The organism is Mucilaginibacter sp. PPCGB 2223 (genome assembly GCF_001705515.1).
Taxonomy (GTDB): Bacteria; Bacteroidota; Bacteroidia; order Sphingobacteriales; family Sphingobacteriaceae; genus Mucilaginibacter.
In genome coordinates this window covers 798,367-814,306 of sequence record NZ_MDJS01000002.1, presented here as the reverse complement: position 1 = coordinate 814,306, position 15,940 = coordinate 798,367, and the positions used below count along the sequence as shown (strand labels likewise).

Below are 15,940 nucleotides of genomic sequence, written 5' to 3'. Positions count from 1 at the left end.
CGGCACAGATCTAAAAAAATTGTGCCGGCATTATTTATGCTTCATCCAACATAATTTTTATATTTAAATAAAAATAAACCTGCTTCATGTCTGGCCCTAAAACCTGTCATCATGTACGCTAAACCGAAAGCCAAAAGTAACAGACCTGATGTGGCAGATACTGCCGCAACGGCACAACGAAAAGGTATTTCGATGCCGGCTGTTCCGGTTAGTCAGGAAGACAATATTCAGCGCCGGGCAGTTGACGGCGAGGAACAGGTACAAGACAGCGTTAAACCAACCATGCAGATGAAGGACGCGGTACCGGTTAACGGCGATACCTGGCCGGAGCATGAGGCCGATATAACGGGCGCCAAAGCTGTAACAGGCGCGGCAACTGCAAATCAGTTGAAAACTGGCCCGGTTAGTACAACGGCGCCGGTTGCCCAGCTTGCCGGTACCAAACCTAACCAGCCAACGGTCGACGGCCGTTACCGGGTAAAGCTATCATCGGTGCGGGAAGAGTTTACCTACCGGAACAGGCTGGCGCTGGGACTTAACGATGTATTACCCGGCCACCACCGGATACGAGGCAAAAAGTATACCGAGAGCGGAAAAATTGAAGCGGTGATGTTGGATGGTGAACATGAATGGCTTTTCCTGAAGCAACCGATAGATGCGCCCAGCGGAGACCAGAAGGTTTTATGTATCGATACGGTGGGTTGGGAAGATGAATCTGCAAAGCCGGAACGGGAGAGGGATCAGAAATGTGTAATGGATGTAAAGATGGGCACTTATACCAAAAGCAGCGAGCAGTTTGCACTTGAAGGCGCCGGAGTATTTAAACGTTTTTTCAAAAAAATCGAACATAATTTAAAAGACCTTAACCGCGACAGCCGTAAGCTGGGTTATGATATTGATGCTGCAAACCTGGCAATCTTTCTCAACCTTGCCACCAACAGGGCAACCTCCCGAAAGTTACAGGCAGCCATGATAGAATTGAGACCAAAATTGATGATGCTCAGAGAAAGGATGGACGCCGCGCCCATAACATTTGTCGGAAGCAGCCTTTTCATGGTATTTAATTTGACGAGCCCCGAGAAAAGCGATGTTAGGCTGATTGATCCTGATCACCCGATTGTAATCGACCCGGGCGAATTACAGTTGCCCGACCAGTTGGTTAGGCGCAGTACTTTTGAGGGACAGCGCCGTAGCTGGGATGATTACATTACCAAATGGAAAGGCGGTTTTGACACCGGGATGCGTAATTTTATGAGGTGGTTTGATAACCTGGCTATAGGCGGCAGCTAACAGATTTAATCCAATACGGACAGCGTGGTGTTGATGATATCGTCAAAAACGGCCTTGTCTTTTGTCGATTTGGCCGTTACCCGCATACCCTTTACCGTGTTGAAGATAAAGCGGGCCAGCGCGCGGGCATCCTGGGCATTGGTTAGCTCGCCCTTCTCCTGCCCTTTTTTGATCACTTTGTAAAAAGCGTCTTCAACCTGCTGGTCGTTCTGGCAGATCATCCGGCTCACCTGTTCGTCGTGCGGGGCAACTTCCACTTCGGCGTTCACTAAAAAGCAGCCTTTATTGGCCTGGTCGCACAACAGTCCGCCTGCTATATATTCCAGTAATTGTTTGATGACCTGTTTGGCCGGCTGATCGCTGCCGGTGATACCGCAAATGCTCCCGGCATTGTTGCTCTGATACGTTTCGAGCGCTTTGATGAACAGGGTGTGCTTATCGCCAAAGGTATCATACAGGCTCGAGCGGCTGATGCCCAGGCCATCGACGAGATCCTGCATCGAGGTCGCATTATACCCTTTCAACCAAAAAAGGTCTACTGCTTTGTTCAGCACTTCGTTCTCGTCAAAATCCTTTGTCCTTGCCATAATGCGGAAAGCTTTGCCTGGTTTTCACAGGCAAAGCTATTCAATATTCGTCAATTTATAAACGGTTTACCTAACGCCGCCGCCGGCCAGCAGGGTTTCGCCGGTTAACCAGTACGACTCTTCGGAAGCCAGGAACACCGCTAAAGGAGCAATGTCTTCGGGCTGGCCGATACGGCCCAGCGGTGCGGTACGTGCAGCTTCAGCGGCAAAATCGCTGCCGATAAAACCTGCAGCATGTGCGCCTTCGGTTTCGATCATACCCGGGTTGATCGAGTTTACACGGATCTTTTTAGGTCCAAGTTCTTTAGCCAGCACATGTGTTATTGAGTCGACAGCGCCTTTTGTCGCGGTGTAGATAGCACTGCCTACCGGCGTAATACTGCTTACTACCGAGCCGATGTTGATAATGCTGCCGCCTTGCGGGTTAAAGTTTTTTAGCGCGCCTTGCGTGGTGAGCAATGTACCCAATACATTGGTGTTAAACTGGCTGTGGAAATCTTCTTCGTTGATTTGCTCAATTGCACCGAATTTGTAAATACCGGCATTGTTTACCAGGATATCCACAGCGCCGAAAGCCTTAGCAGTTTCTTCGAACAAACGGTTAATATCGGCTGTTTTAGATACATCTCCTTGTACAGCTATGGCCTTACCACCGTTTTTCACGATCTCGTCAACCACCTTGTCGGCGCCTGCTTTTGCCGAAGCATAATTTACCACTACTGCTGCGCCTTCGGCTGCCAGGCCTTTTGCTATACCGGCACCAATACCTTTTGAAGCGCCTGTTACTACGGCTACTTTGTTTGCTAACTTTTTCATGTTATTTCAATTTGATTTTTTATTTTTGGAACGATTGTTCCGCAAATGTATATTCAATTTGGAATGATCGTTCCATTTATTTCAGATCATTACTTTCGGATGACGATCATCGTTCGAAAGATTCCTTTTACAATGTGAGATAATCCCTGCGTAAATAGCTGTTTTTGTTATATTTGAGCAGTAAGCAATCACGCTATCCATGACAGACGAACAAGCACAGATCCAGGCCAATTTTTTAAGAGCAGCATCCTGGTACGGCCCTATTGATGAAGCCGAAGCTATATTAAGCGCCAACCCATGGCTGGCTAAAAGCAGCATACATACCGCAGCGCTATTGGGTGATGATGAAACCGTAAAGGATTTTCTGACGCAGGATGCCGCAAACGCGACTATCACAGCTAAACCTCTTGATGCAAACGCTCTGGTGTATCTCTGCTTCTCGAAATACCTGGCCTATAAAAAGCGACCGGAAGCTAATTTTCTGAAAGCAGCTACAGCCTTGCTGGATGCCGGGGCCGATGCCAATTCGGGTTTCCAGAATACCGGCGAGTACCCCGGCTTTGAAGGCGTACTTTACGGAGCGGCAGGTGTATTACAAAATGCAGCTCTTACGCAATTGCTTTTAGATCATGGTGCCGACCCTAACGATAACGAAGCCTGTTACCACTCGCCCGAAACCTGGGAGAACGATGCCATGAAAGCCATTGTGAATACCGGTAAGGTTACGCCCAATAACCTCACGATGATGCTCATCCGCAAGCACGATTTTCACGATTATGAAGGTGTGAAATTCCTGCTCGAATACGGCGCCGACCCCAATCTGGAGTGGCGGCCGGGCTTTTACCCTATCCACCACGCATTGATGCGGGCCAACAGTTTACAAATGATTGAGCTGCTGCTCGATCACGGTGCCGATCCGAACGTAAGCAACGGTCACCAACTCACCGCTATAGCCCATGCTGCCTGCCAGGGCCGGGGCGATATCCTGAAAATGTTGCGGAAGCGGGGCATTGCACTCAATTTACAGGGCCCGCTCCAACTTATCGGCGCCTGCGCCGAAGATGATGCCGAAGCCATCAAAACAATCTTACAACAAGAACCCGACTTTACCGATAAAATCAAACCCCATGGCGGTCACCTGCTTGCTCGTTTCGCTACTAATGGTAACGCGGCAGGAATCGGTCATTTGCTCGACTTAGGCATTGATGTAAACACGCCTTTCGCCCAGGGCGACGGTTATTGGGAGATCCCTCAAAACAGCCTGGCCATACACATTGCCGCCTGGCGCGGTTTTCCGGATGTGGTTAAACTGCTGATAGAGCGCGGATCGAAAGCAGATGTACCTGATGCAAAAGGCAATACGCCTTTGATGCTCGCCGTACGCGCCTGTGTCGATTCGTACTGGACAATACGCCGTTCGCCCGATTCGGTTATCGTCTTATTAAAAGCAGGCGCCGACGCGAACAGGATCACTTTACCTACCGGCTATGATGCGATAGATCAAATTTTAAAGGAAGCGCAAAACAACTGAAACGATAACCGCCGTTTTATTGTGACAGCGGTTATCGCATGTAATTTCGCTTACATTGCCGGTATTGGCGCTATTTCGCGCACTTCTATATTGCCTTCGCCGGCAATATGAGGGCAGCTTTTAGCTATCGCGGCAGCGGCATCAAGGCTATCGGCTTTGATGATCAGGTATCCGCCGACGATACCTTCCGCAGCCGATGTTACAGCTTCGTTGATGGTACCGGCTGCCGAAACCGTTTTACCGCCGCCCACCAGCGGCAGGCCGCCTACCAACTGCCCGCTTTGCGACAGGCCGCCCATATACGCGCCCCATGCCTGCATTTCGCTTTTAACCTCCTGCTCTGTTTTGCTTGTTACCGGCTTCCCGCCGCGTAACAACAATAAATACTCTTTCATTTTTCTGATTGGTTTAATGTGCTTAAAAACCAATGACGATCAGCCGGCGGGGTATTGGACAACTGGATTAAACTTTTACAACCATTTTCAAAACGGGACATGACGACTGAAATGTTTGAAGGTTGCAATGTTTGAAGGTTTATTCTGTCGCATTTTGTTATTTGCCATTTTCGCAACTGAATTTTTAAACACATAGGTATTCTTCGGTATTTTTCGGTTAGTCATCAATCTTCAATTATCAAATTCACAATAACCCTGAGCAGTTGTGGGTGTCCTCTATGCCGGGCACTAAACACATGGGTATTTATGGGTATTTCTTGTCTTGATTATTTACTCATTGATTTATTTTTAATGGAGTAAATGAGCTCGCTTTCGCTCGGTCCTTGCATCTTGATTCTTGACTCTCCTACAATATACCCATTTTCGCCCGCATTTCAAAACTTTTCCTTTCGCCGTTGTTGGTGTCGTCACCAACAAAACCCGTTTAAGCTTGCAGACGCCACTTCCAGCTATCCTCAACGATACTGCGAAATGACATCTATGCGACAGTAGATGTTTAAACACATAATACTTTTGCCTGTATAATGAATAACACAAATTATTACAACAATGTATAAATTAAAAATTATAACCTCAACTGTGCGCCCCGGCCGCAAGGGGCCTGTCATAGCACAATGGGTTGGCGAAGCAGCTAAAAATCATGGCGGTTTTGATGTGGAAGTGCTCGATTTAGGCGAAATAAACCTGCCTCTGATGAACGAGGCCGTTCACCCCATCATGAAACAATATGAACACGAACATACCAAACAATGGAGCGCCAGGATCGACGAAGCCGACGCCTTTATCTTCGTTACCGCCGAATACGATTACAGCTACCCTGCCCCGCTGAAAAACGCGCTCGAGTACCTGGTGCACGAGTGGGCCTATAAGCCATCGGGTATCGTGAGCTACTCAATCGGTCCGTTTGCAGGTGTAAGGGCAGTAACGCAATTAAAAACCGACCTGATCTCGTTGAAAAACGTGGGTCTTTTAGAAGCGGTGAATATCCCATCGTACAATCAGTTCATCAACGAAGAAGGCGTATTCGTACCGAACGAGTTGCTGATCAATTCGGCCAATGTGATGTTCACTCAGTTGCAGCGTTGGGCAAAGGGCCTGAAAGCCATTAAGCAAGACAAGTAACAAATACCATACACAAAATGGCTAAAATGGATTTTCGAAAAATTTTAGCCATTTTTAGGCATGAAAAACTGCATCCTCGCTTTTATATTCGCCGCATCATGTGGCCGCCTGCTGGCGCACCCTGCGGCCGACACCTCGATCATCCGCACCGATACGATCAAAAAAGGTAAACTTACCCTTACTTTTATCAATCAATCGGCAACGCTAAGCCCTGTAACCAAACAAAGATTGATAGACGCCTTTTTTAAGGTGTATCCCGAAGAGATGAAGGAATACAACAAAAAGTCGCTGCGCGAGGTTACTTTTATCATCGATACCAGCTATAAAGGCGTTGCCGCCACCGGCCACGGCGTGGTACATTATAATCCGGAGTGGTTTGTCAAACATCCCGAAGACATTGATGTGGTTACCCACGAGGTAATGCATATTGTGCAAAACTATGGCGATAAAGGCGGCCCGGGCTGGTTAACCGAAGGCATTGCCGACTATGTCCGAAACCAGTTTGGCATCAATAACGGCCCCGCTAACTGGACACTGCCTGCTTTTAAACCAACCCAAAGCTATACCAATGCCTACCGCGTTACTGCGCGCTTTTTGGTTTGGTTGGAGAAGAATAAGAAAAAAGACATCGTAAAAAAACTGGATAAACACATGCGCGAAGGCACCTATAAGCCCGAACTGTGGGTTGAGTATACCGGCAGCACCGTAGAAGCCCTTTGGCAGGAGTACAGCCAAAACCCGGCGATATAACCGTTTATTTACATGCAGATGAAAAACAAAACCGGCATGGATAATCTTTTAACTTAACTGTTAACTGCTATCAGATGCCGGCCTGTCCTTATTTCACAAAAGCAATCCTGACCAAATCCTCTTTCCTGGCTTTGCTGTTCTGCTTTATATTCATTTGTGCCGAAGCTCAAACGCCGTTTGATATCCCGCAGTTAAAGGCAGATACCTCGCGCAGGGCAAGGCGGCAGCATAACCGGGCCTCGTTCGATCATAAAAATTTTGGTAGGGCGGCAATGGAGCTGGGCATGGTAGAGGTATTACCCTGGACCTGGGACCGCTATCTCAAAAATGCCGATTATGCCCGTATATCCTTTAAAACTGTAGTGCAGCACTTAAATCCTGGCAGTTGGGCGTTTGATGATGATAACTTTCAAACCAACCAATTTGGCCACCCCTATCACGGCAGCTATTTTTTCAATGCGTTCCGCACCAACGGGTACAGTTTCTGGCAGTCGGCGCCGGCAGCAGTAGTAGGAAGTTATATCTGGGAAACAGCCGCCGAGAACCAGGCCCCCGCACCTAACGATTTTATCAACACCAGTTTTGGCGGTATCGTGCTCGGGGAGATGACTTATCGTTTATCCAACAGGATCATCAATAACCGTAGCCGTGGCTTTAAACGGCAGGTACGCGAGGTGCTGGCATTACTGGTAGACCCGATGAACGGGCTGAACCGCATTATTGACGGGAAATGGGGCAAAGTGATGAACAACGCGCCCGATTACGATTCGTCGAAAGTGGTTGCCGAATTTGATATGGGTATACGGCAGTTCAACACTAACGGCTCGGGGCTTTTTACCAGTAACCGTTACGGCTGGTACGGGCATATCAAAATGCAATACGGCAGCCCTTACATCAATTTCAAAAAACCTTTTACCAATATTTCTATCAATACCGAGTTCGGGCAGGACGATAGCTCCAAGGTAAACGTGGTGTCTGTTTACGGATCATTAACCGGTTGGAAGATCTATACCGAAAAGATCAAAAACCTGGCAATCTTATCAGCAAATTATGATTATATCCGTAACGAAGCATTTTTTTACGGTGCGCAAAGCGTTAAGATGAACCTTTATACCGAAGACACGGTATCCACAAAAATCAAGCTCAACTCGGCATTGGGGCTGGGGCCGGTACTTTTAGCCGCCATACCCGATGCATACATGCACGGCAACCGCAATTACGATTACGGCCCCGGTTTTGCTTTTAATGCCGGTGGTGGTATAGTGATCGTGAACAGGGTGTTTTTTAACGTCAACTATCGCGGCGGCTGGATGCATACCATCAACGGCAACCCTTCGCACTATTTTTTACAGGCTTATACCAATGAGCTGGCCGTAAGGGTAATCAAACATTTCCTGGTAGGTGCCGAAGCGGGTAAATTTAACCTGCACGGCGAGTTTAAAAGTTATAATGATGTGGATAAAACCTATCCTTATATACGGATATCCGCCAGATATACCACCAGCCTTTAAGAGCACCGGGTTTACCTGCGTTTTCCGTGCGGATTAAGGCATAGCACGACCACGAATATTGTACATAAGGCTGCAAGCAGTGCAAACAGCAATTTTATTACCGGGAAGAGCGACTGGGGGTCAGAAAACATGATGCCGAATAATGCCGCCAATAAAACAATAACCGATAGCGTTATCATGGCCCCGAGCACTACAAAAAAAATTTTCATAAAACTGGTTTATACCCCTACTTCGGAAACCAGAGTCAAGTCGCTGGGTCGGCAATGGTTTTTATATAAAAAAACAAGCCCGGTATGATAAACACACCGGGCCACATTGCAGGTCAGAATATCCGGTTACAATACCTGCAGCATCTGGCTTACAGATGGCCTTTTGGTGTAATCCTTATCAAAATGCGCAAATATGATCTTGCCCGAACTGTTGATAATGTAGGTAGCCGGTACCGGCAACACATGGTCGGTATTGCCATTGCCCTTTTCCAGGTCGATGCCATAGCCTTTTAATTTACCATATAGCTGATCGTCGACCTTATAATCTACATCGTAAGCTTTCATAATCTTATAGCTTTCATCGTGTATCAGCGAAAACGAAGCATGTGTTTTTTCGCGGGTTTTGTCGATATTTTCGCCGGTTTCTGGTGTTACACCTACTACATAGGCACCTTTGGCGGTAAGCAGTTGTAACGAATCCTGCAGATGCTGCATTTGCTTATTGCAAAAAGGGCACCATTGGCCGCGGTAAAAAAACAGCACCACCGCTTTGTGCGATTTGAGCAAGCTTTTCAGATCGACGGTTTTACCCGAATTATCTTTAGCTGAGAATGCAGGCGCTTCGGCTCCTTTTTTAAGCCCGCTTTGCGCGAATAAATTTGCCGTTAACAAAAAAGCGGCAACAAATAAAAAGTACTTTTTGTTATTCATTTTCTGAATGGTTTGATGATTATATACCCGCTTAGTCGATATCACAGGTATAGCCTTACATCAGAGAGCGAATTAAAGTGATCGCGACCCATTATTTTTCAAAAAATCTTACTTACTTTGAATGATATATAACTGACCGACAATGACAATTAACAGACCGCGCACCTTGTTCTGGGGCGCAACCCTGCTCCTATCCGTTTGCCAGCTCGCGGCAAATGCGCAGCAACAAAAACCGGACGACCCGCTGATGAAGATCTACCGCGCCACTGCGCCAAAGATCAACGACCTGGTACATACCAAACTGGCCGTTCGCTTTGATTATAAAAAGCGCTATATGTACGGCAAGGAATGGGTGACACTGAAACCCCGCGCCTACGCTACCGATTCGCTCCGGCTTGATGCCAAAGGCATGGATATTCATAACATCTCCATCGTGAAGGGGGGTAAAAATTACCCTTTAAAGTTTAGTTATGACAGCCTTTCGCTGGCGATCACTCTCGATAAAAAATATCTGCCTAATGAAAATTACACGGTATACATCGATTATACTTCAAAACCTGATGAGCTGAAAGTGCAGGGCAGCGCCGCCATTAACGATGCCAAGGGCCTGTATTTTATCAACCCTGATGGGGCAGACAAGGATAAACCCATCCAGATATGGACGCAGGGCGAAACCGAGGCCTCATCGGCCTGGTTCCCTACCATCGATAAGCCGAATCAAAAAACCACCGAAGAGATAGCCATGACGGTGCCTGCCAAATATGTTACGCTATCAAACGGTAAGCTGGTATCGCAAAAACCTGCCGGCAATGGCCTGCGTACCGATACCTGGAAGATGGACCTGCCGCACTCGCCATACCTGTTTATGATGGCCGTCGGCGATTTTAAGATCTATAAGGACAAATGGCACAATAAAGAAGTAAGCTATTACCTGGAACCTAAATATGCGCCCTATGCGAAGGATATTTTTGGTTTTACACCTGAGGCGATGGCCTTTTACTCGAAGATATTAGGTATTGAATACCCCTGGAACAAATACTCCCAAATTGTGGTCCGCGATTATGTGAGCGGCGCCATGGAGAACACCACCGCTACCCTGCACGGCCAACAGGTACAGGCCACCCGCCACGAACTGGTTGACGGCAAGCCCGAAAGCGAAACCGACATTGTGCACGAGCTTTTCCACCAGTGGTTCGGCGATTATGTAACGACCGAAAGCTGGAGCAACATTACTGTAAACGAGTCGTTCGCCGATTTGAGCGAAACCCTTTGGGCCGAGTACAAACACGGCAAGGATGCCGGCGATGAGGTAAACTATCAGGCCATGCAGAAATACCTGCGCCCGGCAGGCAACAAAACCAAAAACCTGGTGCGTTTTTACTACCACGATAAAGAGGATGTTTTTGACGCCGTGACCTACGAAAAGGGCGGCCGTATCTTAAACATGCTGCGCAATTATCTGGGTAACGAGGTATTCTTTAAAGGTCTGCACATTTATCTTACACAAAACGCCTTTGGCAATGGCGAGGCGCAGCAACTACGCTTGGCGCTTGAACAAGCCAGCGGCCAGGATTTGAACTGGTATTTTAACCAGTGGTATTACGGCCCCGGTCACCCGGAGTTAAAAATCGATTATAAGTGGGACGCTGCCAGTCATACCCAAACTGTTTATGTACAGCAAACCCAACAGGCCAATGCCTTTACTTTGCCCATAGCGGTTGATATTTATGCCGGCGGAAAAAAAACACGCCACAAAGTTTGGCTGCGCAACCGCGCCGATACGCTGACATTTACATCGGATAGCAAACCCGACCTGGTAAATGTCGACGGCGATAAGATTTTGCTTTGCCAGAAGACAGATAATAAGACACTGGAAGAATATGTGTTCCAGTATTCGAACGCGCCGCTGTTCCTCGACCGTTTAGAAGCGATCAACATGGCCGCAACGCACCAGGATAACGATGGCGCGCAGAAAGTGATGCTGGCTGCGTTGAAGGATAAGTATTTCAACCTCCGCATCAGGGCCATCAACGCTATCAACCTAAGCAATGCCGATGTACGCAGTGCAGCTTTGCCGGTGTTAACCGAGATCATCAAAAGCGACCCGAAAACCTTGGTAAGAGCAGCCGCTATTAATGTGCTGGTTAAACTAAACGACCAGAACAACGTGCCTTTGTTCAAGGCTGCCATCAACAGCCCGTCGTACGCGGTTCAGGGCGCTGCGCTAAATGGCATAGCAGCCTTTGAACCTGATAATGCACTCAAAATAGCTAAAAACCTGGAGGCAGATAACGGTGGAGCTTTAACGGCGGCTATTACAAAATTGTATATGACGCATGGCGGTGAGGCCGAGTTCCCGTTCATAGCCAAGAGCTTCAGGAACGCAGGTGTGCAGCAAAAATTTAATACGATACCCGATTATGTGAAGCTACTGGTTAAAATAAACAACCCTAAACTGGTTACCGAGGGAGTTACCGACCTGAAAGAAACCGGCATACGCTATAAAGCCTTCGGCGCGGCTACCTACATCAGCGGCCAGTTGGAGGGCCTGCGCACCCAAAAAGAAGAACAGGCTAAAAGTGCTACCGGCACACAACAGCAGCAATTGCAGCAACTGGTTAAATACATTGGCGATTGTATTGATGAGTTAGGTAAGAAGTGATTTCGGATTTCGGATAGTGTGATTTGATATCGGCCCTGAGGTTTAATGCTTCGGGGCTTTTTTGTTGTGTTTATTTTGCAGTAGGGATGGAAACGCCCTGCCTGCCGGCAGGCAGGGATACCGGCCCGCGGCTAATGCCAGGTGCAGTATGAGCGCCCGCCTGCCGGACGGGCAGGTACAGCCCGGCCGGAGGCAACGCCCTAAAAAAGAAAGCCTTGAGTCGAGAGTTAAAAGTCAGCCCAACGCACTGTTCTTTGATAAACTCAAAATGACAAGCCTTACGCACCATTTCCTAAAAGTATTACTACCCGAACAACAATTGCTCAATATATATCCCTAAACTTCTGGTTTTAGGACCAAGGTTACCTTAGGCACTGTTAGCCCCTAAACTAAAAACAAATCCGAACCGGACGTCCGAATTCCGCCATCAATAAAAATCCTTATTCAGCAACTTTTCCAGCTCGGCAAAGCTGATGTTCATTTTTACGCGACCGTGGCGGGCGTAGGATATTTCGCCGGTTTCTTCGGAGATGATGAGGGCCGTGGCATCGTTGGCCTCAGACACGCCGATACCGGCGCGGTGCCGCAAACCAAATTGCGGCGGCAGGTCGGTATTATCAGTCAAAGGCAAAATACAACTGGCCGATTTGATCTTGTTCTCGGCTATAACCACAGCGCCATCGTGCAGCGGGCTGTTTTTTTGAAAGATACTTTCGAGCAGGCGTTTGGATATTTTGGCATCTAGTACTTCGCAGCTATTCTGATAAAATTGCTCGTCGTAATATTTGGCAAAAACAATAAGCGCGCCGGTACGGCTTTGCTTCATGCTTTTGCAGGCGTCGATGATGGGTTTGATACGGGCAAGGTTGTTCCGTTCGTCATCGGCTTTGCCAAAAAAATAACGCCACCAGGCTTTGTTACGCTGCAATGAGGCGTTTTTACCTACCAGCAATAAAAACCGCCTTATCTCCTGCTGAAAAACGATAATGAGCGCAAGGATGCCCACATTCATGAAGTTTTCGAGGATGCGGGTAAGCAGCGGCATTTCGAGGGCGCGCACTACAAAGTACAACACGCAGATGAGTGCCATGCCGATAAAAATATTGGCGGCAATGGTACCCCTGATGAGATTATACAGCTGGTAAATAATAATGGCAACGATGATGATATCCAATACATCGAAAAACCGGAATTTGAACAGGTGCAGATCCATCAACAGCATGGTTACGAAGTTAGCCATTTGATTTCGGAATTGGGATTTCGGATTTCGGATTTTTTTATCACCTGTTTTGCTTCAGACAGTTTGCCCGCCCTGCTTTTTAGGGAAAACCAGCGAAGCTGCAATGCTGATAGCAAGCACCAGCAAGATAACAATAAGTGAGCGCATAGTGGTGAGGCCGATAGCTTCGGCGTAGTGCGATGCCAGCATTTTGGCGCCGATAAAGGTAAGTAATACCGCGAGGCCGACCTTGAGGTAATGGAACTTATCGATAATATTCACCAGCAAAAAGAACATCGACCGCAGCCCCAGGATGGCAAAGATGTTGGAGAAGAAAACGATGTAAGGATCCTTGGTGACTGAGAAAACGGCCGGTATCGAATCGAAAGCGAAGATCAGATCGGTAAACTCGATGATGAGCAATACCAGGAAAAGGGGTGTCATCATACGCCGGGCGCCAATGGTCACAAAAAAACGATCGCCTTCAAATTGCGGGTGTACGGCAAAATATTTGGACGCCAGTTTAACCACTTTATGATTTTGGGTATCGATAACTTCGGTTTTATTGCGCTTAACAAACATCATTACACCGGTATAAACCAAAAACGCTCCGAACAGGTACAGTACCCATTCGAACCGGGCAATCAGCGCTGCGCCTACAAAAACAAAGATAAACCGCATGATAACCGCGCCGGCAATGCCCCATACCAGCACTTTGTGGTAATGCTTCGGTGTTACGGTAAAGGCAGTAAATATCAGTACGATCACAAAAATATTATCCACCGAAAGTGCGTACTCTACTACGTAGCCCGTTAAAAATTCGAGCGACAGGTTGTTGCGGTAAGCGGCCAGGCTGCCTTCAAAATCAGCGGGGTTTAAGGCAAGGTGATGAAAGTTGCGAAGATTAACGGCCTGCAAATCGGCAAAACTTTGGATATTATGCAGTTTATCGCCAAAGGCCCATATCAGCCCATAAAACCCAAGCGCAAAAGCTATCCACACCACACTCATGATGAGGGCATGTTTGGTACTTACCGGCTCGCCGGGTTTGGAGAACAAACCCAGATCGATAGCCAGCATAGCTATGATAAAGACCATGAAACCGATGATAAACAGCGTTTCGCCTGTCATATCCTTTTTATTTATTTCTTTCGGTAGTGTAGCGCACCAGTTGTTCTAACGAGCGCCGCGATTCGCTGTCGGGGAAGGTATTGAGTATCGCGAAAGCATCGTCCTGGTAAATCTTCATCTGGCTTTCGGCATATTGCAGGCCGCCGGTATCTTTAACAAATTTAATGATTTCGGCTATCTTGTCCGGCTCATCGTTATGGTTTTTCACCAGGTTAACAATCCGGCGCTTTTCGGGTTTGGTCGTATGATTCAGGGCGTAGATGAGCGGCAGGGTGATCTTTTTTTCCTTGATATCGATGCCAAGGGGCTTACCCACGTCGTCAGTGCCAAAATCGAACATATCATCCTTTATCTGGAAAGCGATACCGATCTTTTCGCCAAAAAGGCGCATTTTTTCGACAGTAACCTCATCCGCTCCCGACGATGCCGCGCCGCAGGCACAGCAGGAAGCAATAAGCGAAGCCGTTTTTTGGCGGATCACATCGTAATATACCGGCTCGTCGATATCCAGGCGGCGTACCTTTTCTATCTGCAGCAGTTCGCCTTCGCTCATCTGGCGTACCGCTTCCGATACGATTTTAAGCAATTTAAAATCGTCGTTCTCGATAGAAAGCAGCAGGCCTTTCGACAGTAAAAAGTCGCCAACCAAAACTGCTATCTTGTTTTTCCATAAAGCGTTGATGGAGAAAAATCCGCGCCGCTGATAGGAGTTATCAACTACGTCGTCGTGCACTAAAGTAGCTGTATGCAGCAGCTCAACCAAAGCTGCGCCACGGTGGGTCGATTCGTTAATACCACCACAAACGCTGGCCGAAAGAAACACGAACATGGGCCTGATCTGTTTGCCTTTACGTTTTACGATGTAATGGGTAATACGGTCGAGAAGCGGCACCTTACTTTGCATTGAGGCCTTAAACTTCTCCTCAAATACATCAATCTCGGCAGCTATGGGTTTCTTTATTTCGTCGATGCCCGGCATTCAATTATAATAAGGTCGGCAGATAAACTACGCTGTCGCAAACATAAACTAAAAAAACAATAGTGTGGGCATTTTGCGCATGGCGGCTATAGTTTTTAGATATTATCAAAATACAGTTCGCTCTTAAACCTTTTGGCCAGCAAACCAGTTGCTGCCGCAGGGTCGATATCGGCCACAATTACGCCGGTAGTTCCGTATGGCTGGTACGCCCGGCAGTTGCCATCGGGTGCGATGACGGAGCTGGCGGATTCAGGATATCGCGAGCCATAATTTGAACTGACAAAATAAATGGTATTCTCCATGGCGCGCATCATCATGGCCTTTTCGTAATACGGGTTATTGCGGTGCCCCCATTCGGTAAGCTGTACCCCACCGGTATTGCTGCCGGTAAAATGCGGGTGGAACACCACAGCCGCACCGTTCTGCGCTGCCCAGCGTACCGATTCGGGATAACGGAAACCCTCGTGGCAAATGGTGATGCCGAACTTCAAACCCTCAACTTCAAAAAGCCGCCTTTTTGTTCCGGCGGTCCAGATATTATCCTCGGTAGGGTCGAGCTGGTTTTTGGTTTGATAACCCAGCACGTCGCCAGTGGCGGACACGACGAAAGCTATGTTGAGCAGATCGTCGCCCTCATACCAGTCCATAGGCACAATAATGGCGATATGATTCCTGGCTGCGATGGTGCATACAGTTTGTAATGCGGACTGTAATTTTTCGGGACTGCGGTCTGACAGATCATAACCCATCCCGGGGTAACCGGGCAGATACGATTCGGGGAAACAAATGATGCGTGCCTCTTTTTCTGCCGCCTCTTTCACCAACTGTTCAAGCTGGCGCAAACCATCATCTATAGATTCCGGGAAAGGCGGCGAGGCTACGGCTATTTTCATGGTGTACTAAAATAGCGATAATAAACTTTATGATGCATTTTGATAGGGTTTGTATCCAAAATATTTTATTTTAG

16 protein-coding genes are annotated in these 15,940 nt (G+C 47.7%); 7 read left to right on the top strand and 9 right to left on the bottom strand.

The features are described 5' to 3' along the window. Positions 1-111: 111 nt before the first annotated feature. Positions 112-1,290, top strand: coding sequence for a hypothetical protein (locus BEL04_RS13955; protein WP_066004893.1), 1,179 nt, complete (start codon positions 112-114; stop codon positions 1,288-1,290). A 5-nt stretch (positions 1,291-1,295) separates the two neighbouring features. Here BEL04_RS13955 and BEL04_RS13950 read toward each other — a convergent pair whose 3' ends face one another. Both BEL04_RS13950 and BEL04_RS13945 read right to left on the bottom strand, forming a co-directional pair. Then, positions 1,296-1,877, bottom strand: coding sequence for a TetR/AcrR family transcriptional regulator (locus BEL04_RS13950; RefSeq protein ID WP_066004891.1), 582 nt, complete (start codon positions 1,875-1,877; stop codon positions 1,296-1,298). A gap of 66 nt (positions 1,878-1,943) precedes the next feature. Further along, positions 1,944-2,693: an SDR family NAD(P)-dependent oxidoreductase gene (locus BEL04_RS13945; protein WP_066004889.1), complete on the bottom strand. Its 750-nt coding sequence runs from the start codon at positions 2,691-2,693 to the stop codon at positions 1,944-1,946. Between the two features lie 199 nt (positions 2,694-2,892). On the opposite strand from BEL04_RS13945, the gene BEL04_RS13940 reads away from it, so the two are divergent. Beyond that, positions 2,893-4,224 (top strand): ankyrin repeat domain-containing protein, encoded by a 1,332-nt coding sequence (locus tag BEL04_RS13940; protein ID WP_066004888.1) that lies wholly within the window; start codon positions 2,893-2,895, stop codon positions 4,222-4,224. 50 nt (positions 4,225-4,274) lie between these two features. Here the strand turns inward: BEL04_RS13940 and BEL04_RS13935 are convergent, their stop codons facing one another. Next, positions 4,275-4,619 (bottom strand): YciI family protein, encoded by a 345-nt coding sequence (locus tag BEL04_RS13935; protein ID WP_066004885.1) that lies wholly within the window; start codon positions 4,617-4,619, stop codon positions 4,275-4,277. 609 nt (positions 4,620-5,228) lie between these two features. On the opposite strand from BEL04_RS13935, the gene BEL04_RS13930 reads away from it, so the two are divergent. From BEL04_RS13930 to BEL04_RS13920, 3 genes are all read left to right on the top strand, one after another. Further along, positions 5,229-5,801 (top strand): NADPH-dependent FMN reductase, encoded by a 573-nt coding sequence (locus BEL04_RS13930; protein ID WP_066004884.1) that lies wholly within the window; start codon positions 5,229-5,231, stop codon positions 5,799-5,801. Positions 5,802-5,861: 60 nt separating this feature from the next. Continuing rightward, entirely contained in the window at positions 5,862-6,551 is a 690-nt protein-coding gene (locus BEL04_RS13925) for a basic secretory protein-like protein (protein WP_066004883.1), read from the top strand. Positions 6,552-6,625: 74 nt separating this feature from the next. Further along, entirely contained in the window at positions 6,626-8,062 is a 1,437-nt protein-coding gene (locus BEL04_RS13920; RefSeq protein ID WP_066004880.1) for a DUF3943 domain-containing protein, read from the top strand. A gap of 11 nt (positions 8,063-8,073) precedes the next feature. On the opposite strand, the gene BEL04_RS24050 is transcribed toward BEL04_RS13920, so the two are convergent. After that, positions 8,074-8,271: a hypothetical protein gene (locus BEL04_RS24050; protein ID WP_139113046.1), complete on the bottom strand. Its 198-nt coding sequence runs from the start codon at positions 8,269-8,271 to the stop codon at positions 8,074-8,076. A gap of 126 nt (positions 8,272-8,397) precedes the next feature. Next, positions 8,398-8,982: a peroxiredoxin-like family protein gene (locus BEL04_RS13915; RefSeq protein ID WP_066004878.1), complete on the bottom strand. Its 585-nt coding sequence runs from the start codon at positions 8,980-8,982 to the stop codon at positions 8,398-8,400. A gap of 142 nt (positions 8,983-9,124) precedes the next feature. On the opposite strand from BEL04_RS13915, the gene BEL04_RS13910 reads away from it, so the two are divergent. Together BEL04_RS13910 and BEL04_RS24045 are read left to right on the top strand one after the other, a co-directional pair. Continuing rightward, complete coding sequence (locus tag BEL04_RS13910) at positions 9,125-11,644, top strand: M1 family metallopeptidase (protein WP_083227927.1); 2,520 nt, start codon at positions 9,125-9,127, stop codon at positions 11,642-11,644. A 148-nt stretch (positions 11,645-11,792) separates the two neighbouring features. After that, positions 11,793-11,984 carry a hypothetical protein gene (locus tag BEL04_RS24045; protein WP_139113045.1) on the top strand — a complete coding sequence of 64 codons (192 nt, stop codon included), beginning with the start codon at positions 11,793-11,795 and terminating at the stop codon, positions 11,982-11,984. 87 nt (positions 11,985-12,071) lie between these two features. Here the strand turns inward: BEL04_RS24045 and cdaA are convergent, their stop codons facing one another. The 4 genes from cdaA to BEL04_RS13890 all read right to left on the bottom strand — a co-directional run bounded on the left by cdaA (position 12,072) and on the right by BEL04_RS13890 (position 15,866). Further along, entirely contained in the window at positions 12,072-12,866 is a 795-nt protein-coding gene (gene cdaA, locus BEL04_RS13905; RefSeq protein ID WP_139113059.1) for a diadenylate cyclase CdaA, read from the bottom strand. Between the two features lie 72 nt (positions 12,867-12,938). Beyond that, positions 12,939-13,994, bottom strand: a complete 1,056-nt coding sequence (locus tag BEL04_RS13900) for a TerC/Alx family metal homeostasis membrane protein (protein WP_066004876.1) — start codon at positions 13,992-13,994, stop codon at positions 12,939-12,941. Between the two features lie 7 nt (positions 13,995-14,001). Further along, a complete protein-coding gene (locus BEL04_RS13895; protein ID WP_066004873.1) occupies positions 14,002-14,973 on the bottom strand; it encodes a polyprenyl synthetase family protein in 972 nt (323 codons plus the stop codon). A gap of 95 nt (positions 14,974-15,068) precedes the next feature. Beyond that, complete coding sequence (locus tag BEL04_RS13890) at positions 15,069-15,866, bottom strand: carbon-nitrogen hydrolase family protein (RefSeq protein ID WP_066004869.1); 798 nt, start codon at positions 15,864-15,866, stop codon at positions 15,069-15,071. Positions 15,867-15,940 lie beyond the last annotated feature (74 nt).

Coding starts and splice junctions, on each gene's coding strand:
- BEL04_RS13925 (WP_066004883.1), top strand. CDS start 5,862: ATGAAAAACTGCATCCTCGCTTTTATATTCGCCGCATCATGTGGCCGC.
- BEL04_RS13935 (WP_066004885.1), bottom strand. CDS start 4,619: ATGAAAGAGTATTTATTGTTGTTACGCGGCGGGAAGCCGGTAACAAGC.
- BEL04_RS13930 (WP_066004884.1), top strand. CDS start 5,229: ATGTATAAATTAAAAATTATAACCTCAACTGTGCGCCCCGGCCGCAAG.
- BEL04_RS13940 (WP_066004888.1), top strand. CDS start 2,893: ATGACAGACGAACAAGCACAGATCCAGGCCAATTTTTTAAGAGCAGCA.
- BEL04_RS13950 (WP_066004891.1), bottom strand. CDS start 1,877: ATGGCAAGGACAAAGGATTTTGACGAGAACGAAGTGCTGAACAAAGCA.
- BEL04_RS13945 (WP_066004889.1), bottom strand. CDS start 2,693: ATGAAAAAGTTAGCAAACAAAGTAGCCGTAGTAACAGGCGCTTCAAAA.
- BEL04_RS13920 (WP_066004880.1), top strand. CDS start 6,626: ATGCCGGCCTGTCCTTATTTCACAAAAGCAATCCTGACCAAATCCTCT.
- BEL04_RS13895 (WP_066004873.1), bottom strand. CDS start 14,973: ATGCCGGGCATCGACGAAATAAAGAAACCCATAGCTGCCGAGATTGAT.
- BEL04_RS13890 (WP_066004869.1), bottom strand. CDS start 15,866: ATGAAAATAGCCGTAGCCTCGCCGCCTTTCCCGGAATCTATAGATGAT.
- cdaA (WP_139113059.1), bottom strand. CDS start 12,866: ATGCTGTTGATGGATCTGCACCTGTTCAAATTCCGGTTTTTCGATGTA.
- BEL04_RS13955 (WP_066004893.1), top strand. CDS start 112: ATGTACGCTAAACCGAAAGCCAAAAGTAACAGACCTGATGTGGCAGAT.
- BEL04_RS13915 (WP_066004878.1), bottom strand. CDS start 8,982: ATGAATAACAAAAAGTACTTTTTATTTGTTGCCGCTTTTTTGTTAACG.
- BEL04_RS24045 (WP_139113045.1), top strand. CDS start 11,793: ATGAGCGCCCGCCTGCCGGACGGGCAGGTACAGCCCGGCCGGAGGCAA.
- BEL04_RS13910 (WP_083227927.1), top strand. CDS start 9,125: ATGACAATTAACAGACCGCGCACCTTGTTCTGGGGCGCAACCCTGCTC.
- BEL04_RS24050 (WP_139113046.1), bottom strand. CDS start 8,271: ATGAAAATTTTTTTTGTAGTGCTCGGGGCCATGATAACGCTATCGGTT.
- BEL04_RS13900 (WP_066004876.1), bottom strand. CDS start 13,994: ATGACAGGCGAAACGCTGTTTATCATCGGTTTCATGGTCTTTATCATA.